Genomic DNA, 17877 nt, shown 5'->3' with positions numbered 1-17877 from the left:
AATATATGAAGCTAGTAATTGAAAATTTAACAAAAACCTATAAAAACGGAGTAAAAGCTATTGATAACTTGAGTCTTGAAATAGGTACAGGAATGTTTGGTTTGTTGGGGCCAAATGGAGCAGGAAAATCGTCTTTAATGAGAACCATTGCAACCTTACAAAGCCCGGATTCTGGTTCAATTACTTTTGGTGATATTAATGTTTTAGAAGACAATATGTCACTTAGAAAAGTATTGGGGTATTTGCCACAGTCTTTTGGAGTGTACCCAAAAATGTCTGCTAATGATTTATTAGATTATTTTGCAACTTTAAAAGGAGTGGCAAGTAAATCTGATCGACAAAAATTAATCAAAGAGCTTTTAGAAATCACCAATTTATATGAGGTAAGATACAAACATGTAGCTGGGTATTCTGGAGGGATGAAGCAGCGTTTTGGTATTGCTCAGTTATTGCTAAATAATCCTAAATTAATTATTGTTGATGAACCTACTGCTGGTTTAGATCCTGCAGAAAGACATCGTTTTTTAAATGTTTTAAGAGAAGTTGGTACCAATTGTACGGTTATTTTTTCTACGCATATTGTAGAGGATGTAAAAGAATTGTGTAATGAAATGGCTATTTTAAATGGTGGTAAAATTTTAAAACACACTACACCTCAAGAAGCAACCAAAGAAATTGAAGGGCAGATCTGGAAAAAAATCATTGACAGAGACGATTTAGAAGCGCATGAAAAATTGTACAATATCCTGTCATCAAATTACAATCAAGACAATACCTTAAATATTAGAGTATTTTCTCCAGATAAACCTGCAGATGAATTTGAATCTGTAACTCCGCAATTGGATGATGTATATTTTATTGCTTTAAAACAAGATGAACCTGCTTTAGTATAAAGATTGAAAGTTAAAAAAACGGAGCATTTTAATTCGTAATAAGATGCCAAAAAGCTAATTTTCTAATCATCTAAAAATCAAAAATATGTTTTCAACAATATTTAAACAAGAGTTAAAGTATTGGTTTAAAAGACCGTTATTTTATATTTATATGACCATCTTCGTGGTAATTGCTTTTTTTATTTCTGCAACTTCAGCAGGAATTTGGGATAGTATTACAGGTACTGTAGGGTCATCCAGAATTGTAAATTCACCCTTAAACGTTGTGGGGAGTTTTAATGCATTTACTACATTAATTTTCTTTTTATTTCCATCAATAATTGGCGTATCAATTTATAGAGATTTTAAGAGCGAAATGCACACCATTTTGTACTCGTATCCGTTTACCAAAGCCAATTATTTATTTGCCAAATTTTTAAGTGGTATTACAGTTGTATCCGCAATTTTGTTTGCAGTGGCTTTAGGTATGATGATTGGTTATCGTTTTCCAGGAACCAATTCTGATATTGTAGGCGATTTAAATTTAATGACATACATTAATACGTATTTGGTATATGTTTTGCCAAATATGTTGTTTTTTGGTGCAGTGGTTTTTGCAGTGGTTACTTTTTCTAGAAGTGTTGGTGCTGGTTTTATTACAGTGATTATTTTAATGTTTTTTCAAGGTGCTATAGGAAATATTTTCTCTGAACCTGAGCAAGAAACAATCTTAGCTTTATTAGAACCTTCTGGGTTTTCAGCCTTAAATAAATATACAAAATACTGGACGGTTTATGAGCAAAACGAATTGCAAGTTCCGTTTGAAGATCTTATTATTTACAACAGATTATTGTGGCTTGCTATTTCTAGTTTAATTTTTGCAGTTGTATATAAATACTTTAAATTTAGCCAGAATGCCATAACCATTTCTTTTAAAAAATCAAAATCGGAAAGGGTTATCAAAAGAAATTTTAGCGGAATTACACGAATAACTTTGCCAAAAGTTACACACAATTATTCTTTTATTCAAAACTTAAAAACGATGTGGAGGTTATCTAACATCGATTTTATCTATATTTTTAAAAGCATTCCATTTATTTGTATTTTAATTGTAGGGATCATTGTTTTAATTACATCATTATTTACAGTAGGTGAAATTTTTGGAACGTCTACATTGCCAGTTACCAGACAAATGCTTGATGGGGGAGTTTTATTTGAGGTTTTAGTCATCAATATTTGTACATTTTTATATGCTGGTATGTTGGTGCAGAGAGCCAATACTGCTAAAGTAAATCATTTAGTAGATTGTACACCAATACCCAATTGGACCTTACTTTTCTCTAAATTAATTGCTTTACTAAAAATGCAAATTGTGTTATTAGCGGTAATTATGGTTTCTGGAATATTGTTTCAAGTTTATCAAGAGTATTATAATTTTGAAATTGCTCATTATATTAAAGAGTTATTTGGCTTAAAATTATTAGGTTATTTGGTTTGGGCTTACTTAGCTATATTTATTCAAACATTAGTGAAAAATCAGTATTTAGGATTTTTTATCATTTTTATTATTGCTTCGCTGATGCCTTTTTTACCGATTATTGGTATAGAATTGCCAATTTTTAGATACAATCAAGGTTCTGGGGTCAGTTATTCTGATATGAATGGATATGGAACAACTTTATCAAGGTACTTATGGTATAAATTGTATTGGATTTTAGGTGGATCAATCCTCTTAATTTTTAGTATGCTGTTTTGGGTACGAGGTTTGCCAAGTTCTTTTGGGGAACGAATAGAAATTGCTGTAAAACGATTCAAATTGCCACAGATTTCTGCATTTGGTGTACTTTTTATCGCATTTTTATCATTAGGAGTTTCTATTTATTTAGAAACAAAATCAGATAACGAAAACTCATCATCCAAGCAAGCAGAATTAGATGCAGTTAAGTGGGAGAAAACCTACAAAAAATACGAAAATTACAAACAACCAAGAATTGTTGCAGTAAAGGCAGATGTGGCTATTTATCCAAAGAAAAGAACTTACAAAGCTAGCGCAATTTATACAATGGTTAATAAAACTGATGAAGCTATTGATAGTGTTTTTGTAAATCATAATTCGCTAGAAAATACATTCGAGTTTAATAAACCCAACACCTTAGTATCTGAAGACACCATCTTTAATTTTGATATTTTTAAGTTCGAAAATGCAATACAACCTGGAGACTCTTTAGAGTTAACCATCAATGTAAAAAGTAAGGAAAATTCTACTTTTCAACAAAAATCACCCATCATTGAAAACGGTACGTTTATCAATAATTTTTCGATGTTTCCTTCTTTAGGATACTCTTCTCAGGGTGAATTAACCGATAATAAAACAAGGAAAAAATACGATTTACCACCAAATGATTTACGTCCTTATCCTACAGATTCATCTGCTTTAGGAAATACTTATATAGCTAAAGATGCAGATTGGATTGATTTTGAGGCAACTGTATCTACATCTAAAGATCAAATTGCTATTGCTCCTGGATACTTGCAAAAAGAATGGGTAGAAAATGATCGAAAGTACTTTCATTATAAAATGGATAGTAAAATTTTGAATTTTTATGCCTTTAATTCTGCGAGATACGAAGTGAAAAAAGAAATGTATAAAGGAGTGAGTTTAGAAATTTACTACCACAAACCACATACGTTTAATTTAGATAGAATGCTAAAAGGGATGAAAGCTTCTTTAGATTATAACGAAAAGTATTTTAGTCCTTATCAACATAAACAATTACGAATTTTAGAGTTTCCAAGGACCTTTGGTACGTTTGCCCAATCTTTTGCAAATACAATTCCGTTTTCTGAAGGTTTTGGTTTTATTGCAGATGTTGATGATGATAATAAAGATGGTGTAGATTATCCTTTTGCTGTAACTGTGCACGAAGTTGCGCATCAATGGTGGGCGCATCAAGTTATTGGAGCAGATGTTTTAGGAGCAACAATGTTGTCTGAAAGTTTATCAGAATATGTGTCTTTAAAAGTTTTGGAACATCAAAATGGAAAAACAAAAATGCGCACTTTTTTAAAGGATGCTTTAGATGGCTATTTAGTACAGAGAACCTTTGAAAGTAAGCGCGAAAAACCATTAATGTACAATGATGGACAAGGGTATATTCGTTATCAAAAAGGATCTTTAGTGTTTTATGCTTTAAGTGATTATATTGGTGAAGAAAAGTTGAATGCAGCTTTAAAACGCTATGTTGAAAAAGTTAAATTTCAAGAAGCTCCATATACCACTTCTGTAGAAATGGTAAATTACATTAAAGAAGTAACTCCAGATTCTTTGCAATATGTAATTAAAGACATGTTTGAAACGATTACTTTATATAAAAATAGAATTACAAATGTAACATCAACAGCATTAGAAAATGGAACATATCAAGTAGATATTGATTTTGAGGTTGCTAAATACAGGAACAATGAAAAAGGAAAAAAGATTTATGGTGAAAAAGTAGGAGATACTTTGACCTATAAATCTGAAAAGATGAAAAAACCAATTTTATCTGTAAAATTAGCAGATTATATTGATGTTGGTGTTTTCGGAACTGAAGAAGTTGATGGAGTTCAAAAAGAGGTGGAGTTGTATTTGAAAAAGCATAAAATTACTCAGATTAACAATAAAATCTCTATAATTGTAGATAAAAAACCAACAGAAGTAGGTATAGATCCTTACAATAAATTGATTGATACACAGTCTATGGACAATCGTCAAAAAATTTAATATTTTAAATTGATGTTGAGGATTTGATATAATCGTGATAAAAAAAAGGAGGTTTTTGAAAACCTCCTTTTTTTAGTATAAATAAGTTTGTTATTTTACATCAAAACGATCTAAATTCATCACTTTTGTCCAGGCTTTTACAAAATCGTTTACAAAACGTTCTTCACCATCATTTGCTCCATATACTTCACAAACGGCTCTTAATTCGGTGTTAGAACCAAAAATTAAATCAGCTCTGGTTCCGTAAAATTTCATGGCGCCTGTAGCTCTATCTCGTCCTATAAATTCTTTTTCTTCGGTATTTACTGCGCTCCAAGTTAATGAGAAATCTAAAATATGGGTAAAGAAATCATTACTTAGTGTGCCAATATTTTTAGTAAAGACTCCGTGTTTACCATTGTCAAAATTAGTACCTAGTACTCTTAAACCACCCACTAAAACCGTCATTTCTGGTATTGATAATGCTAGTAAATTGGCTTTATCAACAAGTAAATCTTCTGCAGCAACATTTAATTTAGGATTTATGTAATTTCTAAAGCCATCTGCTAAAGGCTCTAAATACCCAAAAGATTCCAGGTCTGTTTGCTCTTGACTGGCATCACCTCTACCAGGTGTAAAAGGCACTGTTATGGAATATCCAGCTTTTTTAGCAGCTTCTTCAACTCCAGCATTACCAGCTAATACAATTAAATCTGCCATAGAAATTGTTTCACTAAATTCTTGTTGAATATTTTCTAAAACACTTAATACTTTATGCAGTTCCTCAGGATTGTTTACAGCCCAGCTGCGTTGAGGTTCTAATCTTAATCTTCCTCCATTTGCTCCTCCACGTTTGTCAGAATCTCTATAAGTAGAAGCAGAAGCCCAAGCTGTTTTTACAATTTCAGAGACAGTTAAACCAGAAGCTAAAATCATTTTCTTTAAAGATTCAATATCAGCATCAGATAAGGTATAATCTACTTTAGGAATAGGGTCTTGCCAAATTAATTCTTCACTAGGAACTTCTGGCCCTAAATAACGATCAACTGGCCCCATATCTCTATGGGTTAATTTATACCAAGCTTTAGCAAAGGCGTCTTCAAAAGCTTTGTGATCTTTGTGAAAACGTTCAGAAATTTCTCGATAAGTAGGATCTATTTTTAAAGCCATGTCAGCAGTAGACATCATTAAGGCTTGCGTTCCATTTCCACCAGCAGCAGGAGCTTGCCTGGCATTTGATGATGCACTTGGTTTCCATTGATATGCACCAGCAGGACTTTTGGTTAATTCCCATTCATAATTTAAGAGAACGTCAAAATAATCGGCATCCCATTGGGTAGGATTTGGTGTCCAAGCACCTTCTAATCCGCTAGTAATCGTATCATCTAAAACTCCAGATTTATAAGTGTTTTTCCAACCAGTACTCATTTCTTCAATTGCAGCACCATGAGGTTCAGTACCCACGTAAGTATCAGGGTCAGCAGCTCCATGTGCTTTTCCAAAGGTATGGCCACCTGCAACTAAAGCAACAGTTTCCTCATCATTCATAGCCATTCTACCAAAGGTAATTCTAATATCATGTGCCGATTTTAAGGGGTCTGGTTCTCCATTTGGTCCTTCAGGATTCACGTAAATTAGTCCCATATGTACAGCACCTAAATGACCTTCTAAATCACCATCAGAGGTATCGTATCTTTCATCATTATCTAACCAACCCGTTTCACTTCCCCAGTAAACATCTTGTTCTGGTTCCCAAACGTCTTCTCTACCTCCAGCAAATCCAAATGTTGGGAATCCCATAGATTCTAGTGCGCAGTTTCCCGCTAAAATCATTAAATCTGCCCAAGAAATTTTATTACCATATTTCTTCTTAATTGGCCAAAGTAACAATCTTGCTTTATCTAAATTACCATTATCTGGCCAACTGTTTAAAGGAGCAAAACGTTGGTTTCCAGTAGCAGCACCTCCACGTCCATCACCAATTCTATAGGTACCTGCGCTATGCCAAGCCATACGAATCATAAATCCTCCATAATGTCCATAATCTGCAGGCCACCAATCTTGTGAGTCTGTCATTAGATTGATGATATCTTGCTTTAATTCTTTGTAATTGATACTATTAAAAGCCTCAGCATAATTAAATTCTTCACCTAATGGGTTTGATTTTGATGCATTTTGTCTTAAAATATTTAATTTTAATTCGTTTGGCCACCAGTCTCTATTCGATGTTCCTCCCCCTGCAGTATTTTTAAGGCTTCCACTCATAAATGGACATTTTTTTACAGCTTCGGATTCGTTTAGTTTCCAAACATTTGTATTTTTATTAGATTTTTTATTTTGCATAAATTGAAGATTTATTGTTAACTTTTCTCAAAACTACAATATTTTTTTAGATAATTTTTATCTATACTTTTTATTTGATTATAACTTATAGTTATGTAATTGGTTGTTGATTTTATTCTAGGTGATTTGTTTTAAAGATTAAACTATATTGAGAAAACCTATGCTTAAATAAGATTTTTCTTTTTTTTTAAGTTCATAAATTCAAGAAAAGCCTATAGTTTTGTGGTGTAATAAATTAAAAAAATTAATTAAAAATAAAACAAAATGGCAACAGCAGTTGGAAAAAAATTCCCAAATTTAAATGTAGACGCAATGAACGAAATGGGAGATACATTTAAATTGAATGTATTAGAAGAAGCAGTAAATAATAAGAAGAAAGTGTTATTATTTTGGTATCCGAAAGATTTTACTTTTGTTTGTCCAACAGAATTGCATGCTTTTCAAGCTGCCTTAGGTGAGTTCGAAAAAAGAAACACAATTGTGATTGGTGCTTCTTGTGATACTCCAGAAGTGCATTTTGCTTGGTTAAGTACATCTAAAGACAATGGAGGAATTGAAGGTGTAACGTATCCAATTTTAGCAGATTCCAATAGAAACTTATCATCAATTTTAGGGATTTTAGACATCACTAATGAAACCTTTGATGAAGCTACCCAAACAGTGCAAGTAGAAGGGGATAATGTAACTTACAGAGCAACTTACTTAATTGATGAAGAAGGTACAGTATTTCATGAAGGTATAAACCACATGCCAGTTGGTAGAAATGTAAACGAATTTTTACGTTTAATTGATGCTTATGCACACGTTCAGTCTCATGGAGAAGTGTGTCCTGCAAACTGGGAAGAAGGTAAAGAAGCAATGTCTCCAAACGCTAAAGGTACTGCAGAGTACTTAGCAAGTCACTAAAAATTAATTATAGATTATGAACTACAGGTTAATACTTGTAGTTCATAATTTAAAATACAAAACTAAAATGGTACAAGAATTAACAGCGGATAATTTACAAGAAATTGTAAATGAAAATGAGAAGGTAGTAGTGCAATATTCTGCTACTTGGTGTGGAAACTGTAGAATTATGAAGCCTAAATTTAAAAAGTTAGCTTCTGAAAACGAGGGTGTAAATTTTGTTATTGTTGATGCGGAAAAATTTCCTGAAAGTAGAAAATTAGCTGATGTTAGCAATTTACCAACTTTTGCAACTTTTGTAGCTGGTAAAAAGAAAAATCAGGTACAAACAAATAAGTTTGATATGTTAAAAGAGTTAGTATCTGAAGTTGTTTAATTTCATATTTATGAATCTACTTAAAATATAAATTATGAAATTACCTGTTATAAAGCACTTAACTAATTTTATCGAAGAAAACGACCAAGATTATATATTAGAAACTATTGAAACTTTAGAAGCCTTAACAGAAGTTCCATCTTTAAAAGATGAAGAATTAGACGTTATTGGTGAGTTGATTTCTAATTTATATGGAGCTGTAGAAGTCGATAAAATGATTAAAGATGGTACACCTAAAAAAGAAGCTTTGAATACTTTTATGAAACGTGTATTAGGTTCTATAGATCAATAAGATAAAAAAAACTTTATGTTTAAATTATAAAGCCTCAGAATTTTTTTCTGAGGCTTTTTTTAGTTAATAATTTTATTCTTCAATTTCTTTAGAATGTTCAGAATAGGTTCTCCATTTTTCTAAGCAATCGCTAATATCTGACGGAATATCAGAATTAAACTGCATAAATTCACCTGTTTTTGGGTGGGTAAAACCTAAGGTTTTTGCATGCAATGCTTGTCTTGGTAAAACCTTAAAACAATTTTGTACAAACTGTTTGTATTTGGTAAAGGTTGTACCTTTTAAAATTTCGTTTCCTCCATAACGTTCATCATTAAATAAGGTATGACCAATATGTTTAAAGTGGGCTCTAATTTGATGTGTTCTTCCGGTTTCTAATTTACATTGCACTAAAGTTACATAGGTTAAGCGCTCTAAAACCTTAAAATGAGTTACAGCATGTTTCCCAAAATCACCTTCAGGAAAAACAGCCATTTGTAAACGGTTTTTTAAACTACGCCCAATATTTCCTTCAATTCGTCCTTCATCTTCTTCAATATTTCCCCAAACTAAAGCATAATACAATCGCTCTGTAGTTCTATCAAAAAATTGTTTTGATAAATGAGCCAATGCAAACTCAGTTTTAGCGATTACCAATAAACCACTGGTGTCTTTATCAATTCTATGTACTAAACCAGGCCTTTCGTTAGCGTTTGTGGGTAAGTTTTGTATATGATGAATTAAGCCATTTACTAATGTGCCAGAGTAATTTCCATGACCAGGATGTACAACCATACCTGCTGGTTTATTTACGACGATTAAGGTTTCATCCTCGTAAACAATATCTAAAGGAATGTTTTCGGCAACCAATAAATTTTCAGCAGGAGGATAAGCTAAAACCACACGAACAATATCACTTGGTTTTACTTTATGATTAGATTTTACTACAACATCATTTACCAAAATATTACCAGCTTTTGCAGCTTGTTGTATTTTATTTCTGGTAGCATTTTCAATAAAATTCATTAAAAATTTATCTACACGTAAAGGTACTTGTCCATCGCTTGCTACAAACCTATGATGTTCGTATAAGTCGTCGTTTTCTATATCTTGAGAAGGTTCTTCTTTCAATTGTTCAGTGTTCTTTAATTACAAAAATAACAACTAATTATTGATTTAAGCTCATTACATATTTTTTTGGGGTGGTACCAAACTTCTTTTTAAATGCGGCTATAAAATGACTGGCTGTGCTATAACCAACTTGGGTGCCTACCTCGTTTACATTGTATTGGTTGCTTTCTAAAAGTCTGCGAGAGTGTTCCATCTTATAATCAAACAAAAAACTATATACAGTATCCCCATATATTTGTTTAAAACCTTCTTTTAGTTTTTTAATATTTAAACCAATTTCATTAGCTAATTCTTGTAAAGTTGGGGGCTCTGCCATTCGCTCAATAATAATTTGTTTTGCCTTTCTAATTTTTAAAACATTTTGTTCATCAACTAAAAAAGGGCAATATTCACCTTCAACATTTTCATCTTTTTGAAAATGCAAGCTTAGTAATTCGTAAACTTTACCTTTTACATATAAATTTCTAATAGAACTATTAATATTTGAATTTATAATTTGTTGTAAAACAATAGAAACAGTTGGTTTTATTTCAGTATCGTCATAATATTTACGATTGCTATTCTCATCACTTAAAAAAGGAATATAACCTGATTCTTTCGAAAATAACGAATGAAACTTTTCAATAGAAATCAATAGAGAAACTAAAGTTGTTTTGGGTTGGTTTTCTAAATGTATAGGTAATGTTCTTTGAGGGTTATATAAAAGTATAGATCTTCCGTCTAAAACATCAAAAGAATAAGAACCATTATTAAATAAAAATTTAGAAAACCCTCTTAAACAAAAGTGAATTTGAATAAAAGTACTGTTAATATCTCTTTCAAAAACCTGTACGTCTCTGCTTTCGTTCTGAAAATGAAGTACATAAAAATTATCTTCTAGTGTAATTTCTTCAAAAGTACTTTCTCCGACATTTTTAAACATAGTTATGCAATTAAATTTGATTCCTTTTATTTAGAATGGTTCTATATAGTATTTTGTAAAAAGCTTGTAATTACTGCAAAAATAGGGGTTTTTAGAGGTTTAAAGGTTAAAAAACAACTAAAAAACAGCTAACGTTATAAAAAGTACTTTAAGCGATATTTTTTTATAAATATAGTTTTTACTTTTGTCCAACTTTTACAATAAAATGCAAGAAGTAAGGCAAGAGCACTTTTATAATATTGGGGTTAGTTACAAAAAAGCGGATGCTAACACACGTGGTAAATTTTCTTTATCTTTAGAAAATCAAAAACTTTTATTGGCTTTAGCAAAGGAAAAAGGCTTTGATGGAGTTTTTATTTTATCTACTTGTAACCGAACAGAAATTTCAGGTTTTGCACAAAGGCCTTGTCAATTAATAGAACTTTTATGTGAGTTTTCTGAAGGTACAATTCAAGAGTTTGCAAAAGTTTCAAATGTTTATAAAGATCAAGAGGCAATTCAGCAATTATTTAGAATTGGTACAGGTTTAGAAAGTCAAATTTTAGGAGACTACGAAATTGTAGGACAATTAAGACAGTCTTTTAAAATGGCAAAAGCTTTACAAACTACCAATGCTTACACAGAAAGATTAATAAATTCTGTGCTTCAAGCAAGTAAAAGAGTGAAAAATGAAACAAGATTAAGTTCTGGTACAACTTCTGTTTCATATGCAGCTGTGCAGTATCTCGTTAAAAATTTACCAGATTATAATTCTAAAAATATATTAGTTTTTGGTTTGGGTAAAATGGGAAAACATACTTGTAAAAATTTAGCAGAATACACACAAAATAAGCAAGTTTGTTTGATTAACAGAACAGAAGAAAAAGCAACCGAATTTGTAAAAGAACACGCTTCAATTAGAAAAGCGTTAATTGAAAATTTAGCTGAAGAGGTAGCTAAAGCAGATGTGTTAATTGTTTCAACAGGTGCAAATAGGCCAACCATAACAACAGCACATATTTCTAAAAATAAGGAATTGCTGATATTAGATTTGTCAATGCCAGAAAATGTTGCTAAAAATGTTACTGATTTTAAAAATATAACGTTGGTTAATGTTGATGAGTTATCAAAAATTACTGATGAAACTTTAGCAATTCGTCAACAAGAAGTTCCTTTAGCAGAAGCAATTATAGAAACACATAAGTCAGAATTTAACAGTTGGCTAAATCATAGAAGATTTACACCAGCAATTGCTGCCTTAAAACAATCATTAGAAAATATTAAAAAAGACGAGATTAATTTCCAAAAGAAAAAAATTGCTAATTTTGATGAAGATCAAGCAGAATTATTAACATCTCGTTTTATTCAAAAAATAACCACACAATTTGTGAAGCATCTTAAAGATGAAGAAACATCTGTTTCACAAAGTCTACAAGTGATAAACAAGGTGTTTCAATCTTAAAAAAAGATGCAGAAAACAATTAGAATAGGTACTCGCGATAGCCAATTAGCGCTTTGGCAAGCTAATAAAGTACGCAAAGAATTAACGGAATTAGGATATGAATCTGTGATTGTTCCTATTAAATCTACAGGTGATATTGTCTTAGATAAACCGCTTTATGAATTAGGAATTACAGGGATTTTTACCAAAAATTTAGATATTGCTATGTTGAATGGCGATATTGATATTGCAGTACATTCTTTAAAAGATGTGCCTACGGTTTTGCCAGAAGGAATTATTCAAGGAGCTGTGTTAAAAAGAGCAAACTACAATGATATTTTAGTTTTAAAAGATACAGAAGAATTTTTCGGGCAACCCAATGCAACGATTGCTACAGGTAGTTTACGGAGAAAAGCAATGTGGTTAAATCGTTACCCAACACATAAAGTAGTAGATTTAAGAGGAAATGTAAATACACGTTTGCAAAAATTAGATGATAATGATTGGAATGGAGCTGTTTTTGCAGCAGCTGGTTTAGAGAGAATAGGTCTACGTCCTGCAGGAGCCATTAATCTTTCTTGGATGATACCTGCACCAGCTCAAGGTGTAATTATGATTGCTTGTTTAGAAAAAGATAATTTTACAAAAGATGCTTGCGAACAATTGAATCATTATGAAACGCAAGTTTGTGTTGGAATTGAGCGTGAGTTTTTAAATCAACTAGAAGGTGGTTGTACAGCACCAATTGGAGCTTTAGCTTATGTTGATGAAAAGACTGAGGAAATAAATTTTAAAGGAGTATTGCTAAAAAAAGATGGTTCTAAAAAAATAACAGTAAACAAAACAGCCAAAATAGGACGTCATCGTTTTTTAGCAAAAGATTGTGCAGATTACGTAATTAATAGAGGTGGAAAAGAGTTAATGTTAGAAGATGAAGATATTTCGTTGATTAAACATGCAGTGTATTCAACTAAAAAACTATCTGAGGCTCAAAAGAGAATTTTACCACATACTATTGGTATTCAAGATAGTGATTTTATTAAAATTCGATTTAATAGAATACCAGCAAAAGTAATGAAAAGCGAACTTGAAAATGTAATTATAACAAGTCAAAACGCGGTAGAAGCTATTCTAAATTCTTTTACTAAGGATGAGTTAAAGTTTAAAGATATTTTTTGTGTTGGTAGAAGAACTAAAAAACTAATAGAAAAAAGAATAGGTAAAGTTACTTATGTTGCTAAAAATGCTAAAAAGTTAGCAGAATATTTGTCACAAGAATTAGAAAATAAAGAAGTTACGTATTTCTGTAGTGATTTACGTTTAGATATTTTGCCTGCATTTTTAAAAACTCACGATATTGTTGTGAATGAGGTGGAAGCTTACAAAACAATGCTGAGTCCTGAGAAAATTGATGATGAAGTTTCTGGAGTTTTGTTTTACAGTCCATCAGGAATTGAAAGCTATTTACAAGAAAACAAAACTGATAAAATAGCATTCTGTATTGGCGAAACTACTGCAAAAGAAGCAAGAAAACATTTTACTAAAGTAGAAGTGGCTAATTTACCAAGTGTAGAGAGTTTGTTAGAGTTGGTGAATAACTATTATTCCCATCCTAACCTTCCCAAAGGGAAGGAATAGATTGTGGGTAAATATTCAAGAGAAAAAAAGTATTAATATAACACACAACTTTTAAGAGTGTGTTCCCCTTTGGGGAAACAGGGGCTTATGTTTAGAACAAGAAGACTAAGAAAACAAGAAGGAATTAGAAGATTGGTTAGAGAAACCAAACTTTCTGTAGACGATTTTATCTATCCACTTTTTATTGAAGAAGGAGAAAATATAGAAACAGAAATTGTTTCGATGCCAGGTATCAAACGTTTTTCTTTGGATAGAATTTCTAAAGAATTAGATGAGGTTGTTTCTTTACATATTCCTGCTGTTTTATTATTCGGAATTCCATCAAAAAAAGATGATGAAGGTACAGAAACTTGGAATGATAATGGAATTATGCAACAAGCGATTCGTTTTATCAAGAAAAATTATCCGAGTTTATATGTAATTACAGATGTTTGTTTTTGCGAATACACTTCTCATGGACATTGTGGAATTATACACGATAATGACGTAGATAATGATGCAACTTTAGTCAATATTGCAAAACAAGTTATTTCTCATGCCAAAGCAGGCGTAGATATGGTGGCACCATCAGGAATGATGGATGGAACAATCGATATGATTCGTCAATCTTTAGACAACACAGGTTTTTCAAACTTGCCAATTATGGCGTATTCTGTAAAATATGCATCGGCTTTTTATGGACCTTTTAGAGATGCTGCAGATTCTGCACCCACTTTTGGAGACAGAAGAACCTATCAAATGGATCCATCAAACAGAGATGAAGGAATGCGTGAAGCTACTTTTGATGATCAAGAAGGCGCAGATATTTTAATGGTAAAACCTGCTTTATCGTATTTGGATATCATCAGAGATTTAAAAAATAATTTTGACAGACCTATTGCGTGTTACAATGTAAGTGGCGAATATGCCATGGTAAAAGCAGCAGCAGAAAAAGGTTGGATAGATGGCGAAAAAGTAATGATGGAAAGTTTACTGTCTATGAAAAGAGCAGGAGCAGATATTATTATTACGTATTTCGCTAAGGAGGCTGCCAAAATATTATTGAAAAAATAACGTCATTACGAGGAAGAATGACGAAGTAATCTCTCCATAAAAAGATTGCTTCACTTTGTTCGCAATGACTGAAAGCTAAAAAAATGAAATTCAAAAAATCAAAAAAATTATACAATAAAGGATTGCAACACTTAGTTGGAGCTGTAAATTCTCCAGTAAGAGCATTTAGTTCAGTAGGTGGAAATCCTTTATTTATCAAAAAAGCAAAGGGAAGTAAAATTACAGATGTTGATGGCAATGAATATGTGGATCTAGTAGGTTCTTATGGACCTATGATTTTAGGACATCGTCATAAAAAAGTAGAAAAAGCAGCTAAAAAGGCCTTAAAAAAAGGATATTCTTTTGGTGCTTCTACTGAAGCTGAAATTAAATTGGCAAAAATTGTTTGCGATGCTTTTCCAGAAATGGATAAAGTACGTTTTGTAAATTCTGGTACAGAAGCTGTTTTAAGCGGAATTCGTTTAGCAAGAGCATTTACAGGGAAAGATAAAATCATCAAATTTTCTGGATGTTATCATGGGCATCAAGATGCATTATTGGTAGCTGCTGGTTCTGGTTTGGCTACTTTAAGTTTACCTGGTTCTAAAGGTGTTCCTGAAGGTGCTGTAAAAAATACCTTAATTGCAGAATACAACAATTTAGAAAGTGTAAAAGCGCATTTTGATAAATACGATGATATTGCTGGGGTTATAATTGAACCTGTAGGAGGAAATATGGGCGTTGTAATTCCACAAAACGATTTCTTAAAAGAATTAAAAGAATATTTACAAACTAAAGGAGCTTTGTTAATTGCAGATGAGGTGATGACTGGTTTTCGTTCAAAATTTGGTGGAGCTCAAGAAGTATTAGGAGTTACTGCAGATATTACTTGTTTAGGTAAAGTTATTGGAGGAGGTTTTCCTGTGGGAGCTTATGGAGCAAGAAATGAAATTATGGAACAAGTGGCGCCTTTAGGAGGCATGTACCAAGCAGGAACTTTGTCTGGAAACCCAATTGCAATGGCTGGAGGAATCTCTACGCTTACTGAATTGAAAAGACAAAATCCTTATGATAAGTTTGAAGAAATTGGTGCAATTTTAGAAGTAATTTTACTAGAAACTGCTAAAAAATACAAGGTAGATTTAACTGTAAATCGTTTTGGTTCTATGATGAATCCTTTCTTTACAAATAGTAAAGTTACCAATTTTGAAGAAGCACAAACTTCAAACACAAAGAAGTTTGCAGTTTTCTTTTGGGAAATGATTAAAAACGGAGTCTTTTTACCACCAAGTCAGTTTGAAGCATGGTTTTTAAACTCAGCAATTTCAGAAAAAGATATTAAAGTGTTTGCAAACGCTGTTGATAAGGCAATGGAGAAAGTGGTAAATAGTTAAAAAGTTAAAAGTAATAAAGTTGGAAAGTAACTTTTAAACTTGCTACTTTCAAACTTTTCAACTAAAACAGAATGATAAAAAACGATTTATTTTTAAGAGCATTAAAAGGAGAAACTGTAGACAGACCACCAGTTTGGATGATGCGTCAAGCAGGAAGATATTTGCCAGAATTTATGGAAATCAAGAAAAAATATGATTTCTTTACACGCTGTCAAACTCCAGAGTTAGCATCAGAAATTACTGTACAACCTATCAGAAGATATGGTATGGATGCTGCTATTTTGTTTTCAGATATTTTGGTAATTCCACAAGCTATGAATATAGAAGTGGAAATGAAACCTAATTTTGGGCCCTATTTACCAAATCCAATTCGTACTCAAAAAGATTTAGATTCTGTAATTGTTCCAGATATTCAAGATACTTTAGGGTATGTAATGGAGGCTATAAAAGCAACCAAAGAAAAGCTGAATGATGAAATTCCGTTGATTGGTTTTGCAGGTTCACCTTGGACAATTTTATGTTACTGTGTACAAGGTCAAGGCTCAAAAAATTTCGATAAAGCCAAAGAATTGTGTTTTACAAATCCTGTGGTTACACATTCTTTATTACAAAAAATTACAGACACTACTATCGCATATTTAAAAGCAAAAGTAAAAGCAGGTGTAAATGCTGTTCAGGTTTTCGATTCTTGGGGAGGCATGTTATCTCCAGTAGATTATCAAGAATTTTCTTGGCAATACATACAACAAATTATCAATGCCTTAAAAGACGAAACACCAGTAATTGCATTCGGAAAAGGTTGTTGGTTTGCATTGAATGAAATGTCTAAATCAGGTGCTTCTGCATTGGGTGTAGATTGGACTTGTTCTGCAAGAAATGCACGTTATTTATCAGGGGGAAGAATTACCTTACAAGGTAATTTTGATCCATCAAGATTATTGTCTCCACCATCGGAAATTAAAAGAATGGTGCATCAAATGATTAATGAATTTGGGAAAGATAGGTATATTGTAAATTTAGGTCACGGAATTTTACCAAACATTCCATTAGATAATGCCAAAGCATTTGTGGATGCTGTAAAAGAGTATAAAAGTCCATCTTAATATTCAAAAAAAATCCTGTTAGCATTCTATAAACATTTAGGTATTAACATAACAATTGTATTTTGGGCGTTACTTTACCCTGAATTCCTTCAGGTTAAAGTCGCGCTTTCCATTATATCCCTGAAACAAGTTCAGGGGATGCCATTTCAATCGCTAACGCACTTTTTTGCCAATTAAAAGAATTATAATTAAGGCAATACTTATCAATATAAGAAATTAAAAAAAATCAAAAATGTATAAAAGGGAAATCATTAAAAACCTGAACTATAAACAAATATGTGCTCTGTTTGTTTGGTTTTTTAAACATCCTTTTTTTATGTTGGCTACAGTTAAAGCTACAATTATTACTTTGCGAGTTGCTCAAAAAGAGTTTCCAAATATTCATGGTTTACATAACAAAGCCAATGCTTTTCGTCATGCAATATGGAATATCTTTATAGCAAAAGAATGTGCGAAATTTAGTGATGATTTAGATAAAGTTTTGCGTTGGACAAAACAAATTACAGATTGGCACGAAGAGTTTTCTCCGAATGAAGAAATGGCGAAATTAATGGATTTGCACAATAATAAAATTGGTAGAAAATATTTTCTAAAATTAAAAGACAAATCTAAAAGTGAGATTGTTGATGCCCTTTGTCTAAAATTAGAAAATGCTAAAAAAATTAATTTAAAATCTACATTAGAAAAAATCGATAATTTGGTATTTTTGAAAGACTAAATCCATTAA

At 31.7% G+C, this 17877-nt stretch carries 14 protein-coding genes; 11 read left to right on the top strand and 3 right to left on the bottom strand.

The annotated features are described in order from the left end of the window. Window positions 1-5: 5 nt before the first annotated feature. Both ACTG3V_RS02160 and ACTG3V_RS02155 read left to right on the top strand, forming a co-directional pair. A complete protein-coding gene (locus ACTG3V_RS02160) occupies window positions 6-893 on the top strand; it encodes an ABC transporter ATP-binding protein (RefSeq protein ID WP_439130480.1) in 888 nt (295 codons plus the stop codon). 85 nt (window positions 894-978) lie between these two features. Next, window positions 979-4635 (top strand): M1 family aminopeptidase, encoded by a 3657-nt coding sequence (locus ACTG3V_RS02155; RefSeq protein WP_439130479.1) that lies wholly within the window; start codon window positions 979-981, stop codon window positions 4633-4635. 90 nt (window positions 4636-4725) lie between these two features. Here ACTG3V_RS02155 and katG read toward each other — a convergent pair whose 3' ends face one another. After that, window positions 4726-6957, bottom strand: coding sequence for a catalase/peroxidase HPI (gene katG, locus ACTG3V_RS02150; protein WP_439130478.1), 2232 nt, complete (start codon window positions 6955-6957; stop codon window positions 4726-4728). A 264-nt stretch (window positions 6958-7221) separates the two neighbouring features. Between katG and ACTG3V_RS02145 the strand changes: the two genes are divergently transcribed. The 3 genes from ACTG3V_RS02145 to ACTG3V_RS02135 all read left to right on the top strand — a co-directional run bounded on the left by ACTG3V_RS02145 (window position 7222) and on the right by ACTG3V_RS02135 (window position 8531). Continuing rightward, window positions 7222-7863 carry a peroxiredoxin gene (locus ACTG3V_RS02145; RefSeq protein ID WP_439130477.1) on the top strand — a complete coding sequence of 214 codons (642 nt, stop codon included), beginning with the start codon at window positions 7222-7224 and terminating at the stop codon, window positions 7861-7863. Between the two features lie 67 nt (window positions 7864-7930). After that, window positions 7931-8239 carry a thioredoxin family protein gene (locus tag ACTG3V_RS02140; RefSeq protein ID WP_439130570.1) on the top strand — a complete coding sequence of 103 codons (309 nt, stop codon included), beginning with the start codon at window positions 7931-7933 and terminating at the stop codon, window positions 8237-8239. 34 nt (window positions 8240-8273) lie between these two features. Beyond that, window positions 8274-8531, top strand: a complete 258-nt coding sequence (locus tag ACTG3V_RS02135; RefSeq protein ID WP_439130476.1) for a DUF6952 family protein — start codon at window positions 8274-8276, stop codon at window positions 8529-8531. A gap of 72 nt (window positions 8532-8603) precedes the next feature. On the opposite strand, the gene ACTG3V_RS02130 is transcribed toward ACTG3V_RS02135, so the two are convergent. Both ACTG3V_RS02130 and ACTG3V_RS02125 read right to left on the bottom strand, forming a co-directional pair. After that, complete coding sequence (locus ACTG3V_RS02130) at window positions 8604-9641, bottom strand: RluA family pseudouridine synthase (RefSeq protein ID WP_439130475.1); 1038 nt, start codon at window positions 9639-9641, stop codon at window positions 8604-8606. 37 nt (window positions 9642-9678) lie between these two features. Further along, window positions 9679-10563 carry a helix-turn-helix transcriptional regulator gene (locus ACTG3V_RS02125; protein WP_439130474.1) on the bottom strand — a complete coding sequence of 295 codons (885 nt, stop codon included), beginning with the start codon at window positions 10561-10563 and terminating at the stop codon, window positions 9679-9681. A 205-nt stretch (window positions 10564-10768) separates the two neighbouring features. On the opposite strand from ACTG3V_RS02125, the gene hemA reads away from it, so the two are divergent. From hemA to ACTG3V_RS02095, 6 genes are all read left to right on the top strand, one after another. Continuing rightward, window positions 10769-12004 (top strand): glutamyl-tRNA reductase, encoded by a 1236-nt coding sequence (hemA, locus tag ACTG3V_RS02120; RefSeq protein ID WP_439130473.1) that lies wholly within the window; start codon window positions 10769-10771, stop codon window positions 12002-12004. A gap of 6 nt (window positions 12005-12010) precedes the next feature. Further along, a complete protein-coding gene (gene hemC, locus ACTG3V_RS02115) occupies window positions 12011-13621 on the top strand; it encodes a hydroxymethylbilane synthase (protein ID WP_439130472.1) in 1611 nt (536 codons plus the stop codon). A gap of 87 nt (window positions 13622-13708) precedes the next feature. Further along, window positions 13709-14674: a porphobilinogen synthase gene (hemB, locus tag ACTG3V_RS02110; protein WP_439130471.1), complete on the top strand. Its 966-nt coding sequence runs from the start codon at window positions 13709-13711 to the stop codon at window positions 14672-14674. A gap of 83 nt (window positions 14675-14757) precedes the next feature. Then, on the top strand, window positions 14758-16047 hold the full coding sequence (hemL, locus tag ACTG3V_RS02105; RefSeq protein WP_439130470.1) for a glutamate-1-semialdehyde 2,1-aminomutase: 1290 nt from the start codon (window positions 14758-14760) through the stop codon (window positions 16045-16047). A 71-nt stretch (window positions 16048-16118) separates the two neighbouring features. Then, complete coding sequence (hemE, locus tag ACTG3V_RS02100) at window positions 16119-17150, top strand: uroporphyrinogen decarboxylase (RefSeq protein ID WP_439130469.1); 1032 nt, start codon at window positions 16119-16121, stop codon at window positions 17148-17150. Between the two features lie 232 nt (window positions 17151-17382). Further along, window positions 17383-17868: a DUF6973 domain-containing protein gene (locus ACTG3V_RS02095; protein ID WP_439130468.1), complete on the top strand. Its 486-nt coding sequence runs from the start codon at window positions 17383-17385 to the stop codon at window positions 17866-17868. Window positions 17869-17877: the final 9 nt, after the last annotated feature.

The sequence above is a fragment of the Polaribacter sp. genome (assembly GCF_965660385.1).
Lineage (GTDB): Bacteria > Bacteroidota > Bacteroidia > Flavobacteriales > Flavobacteriaceae > Polaribacter.
The sequence above is the reverse complement of the archived record's forward strand: the minus strand, read 5'-3'. Positions and strand labels throughout refer to the sequence as shown.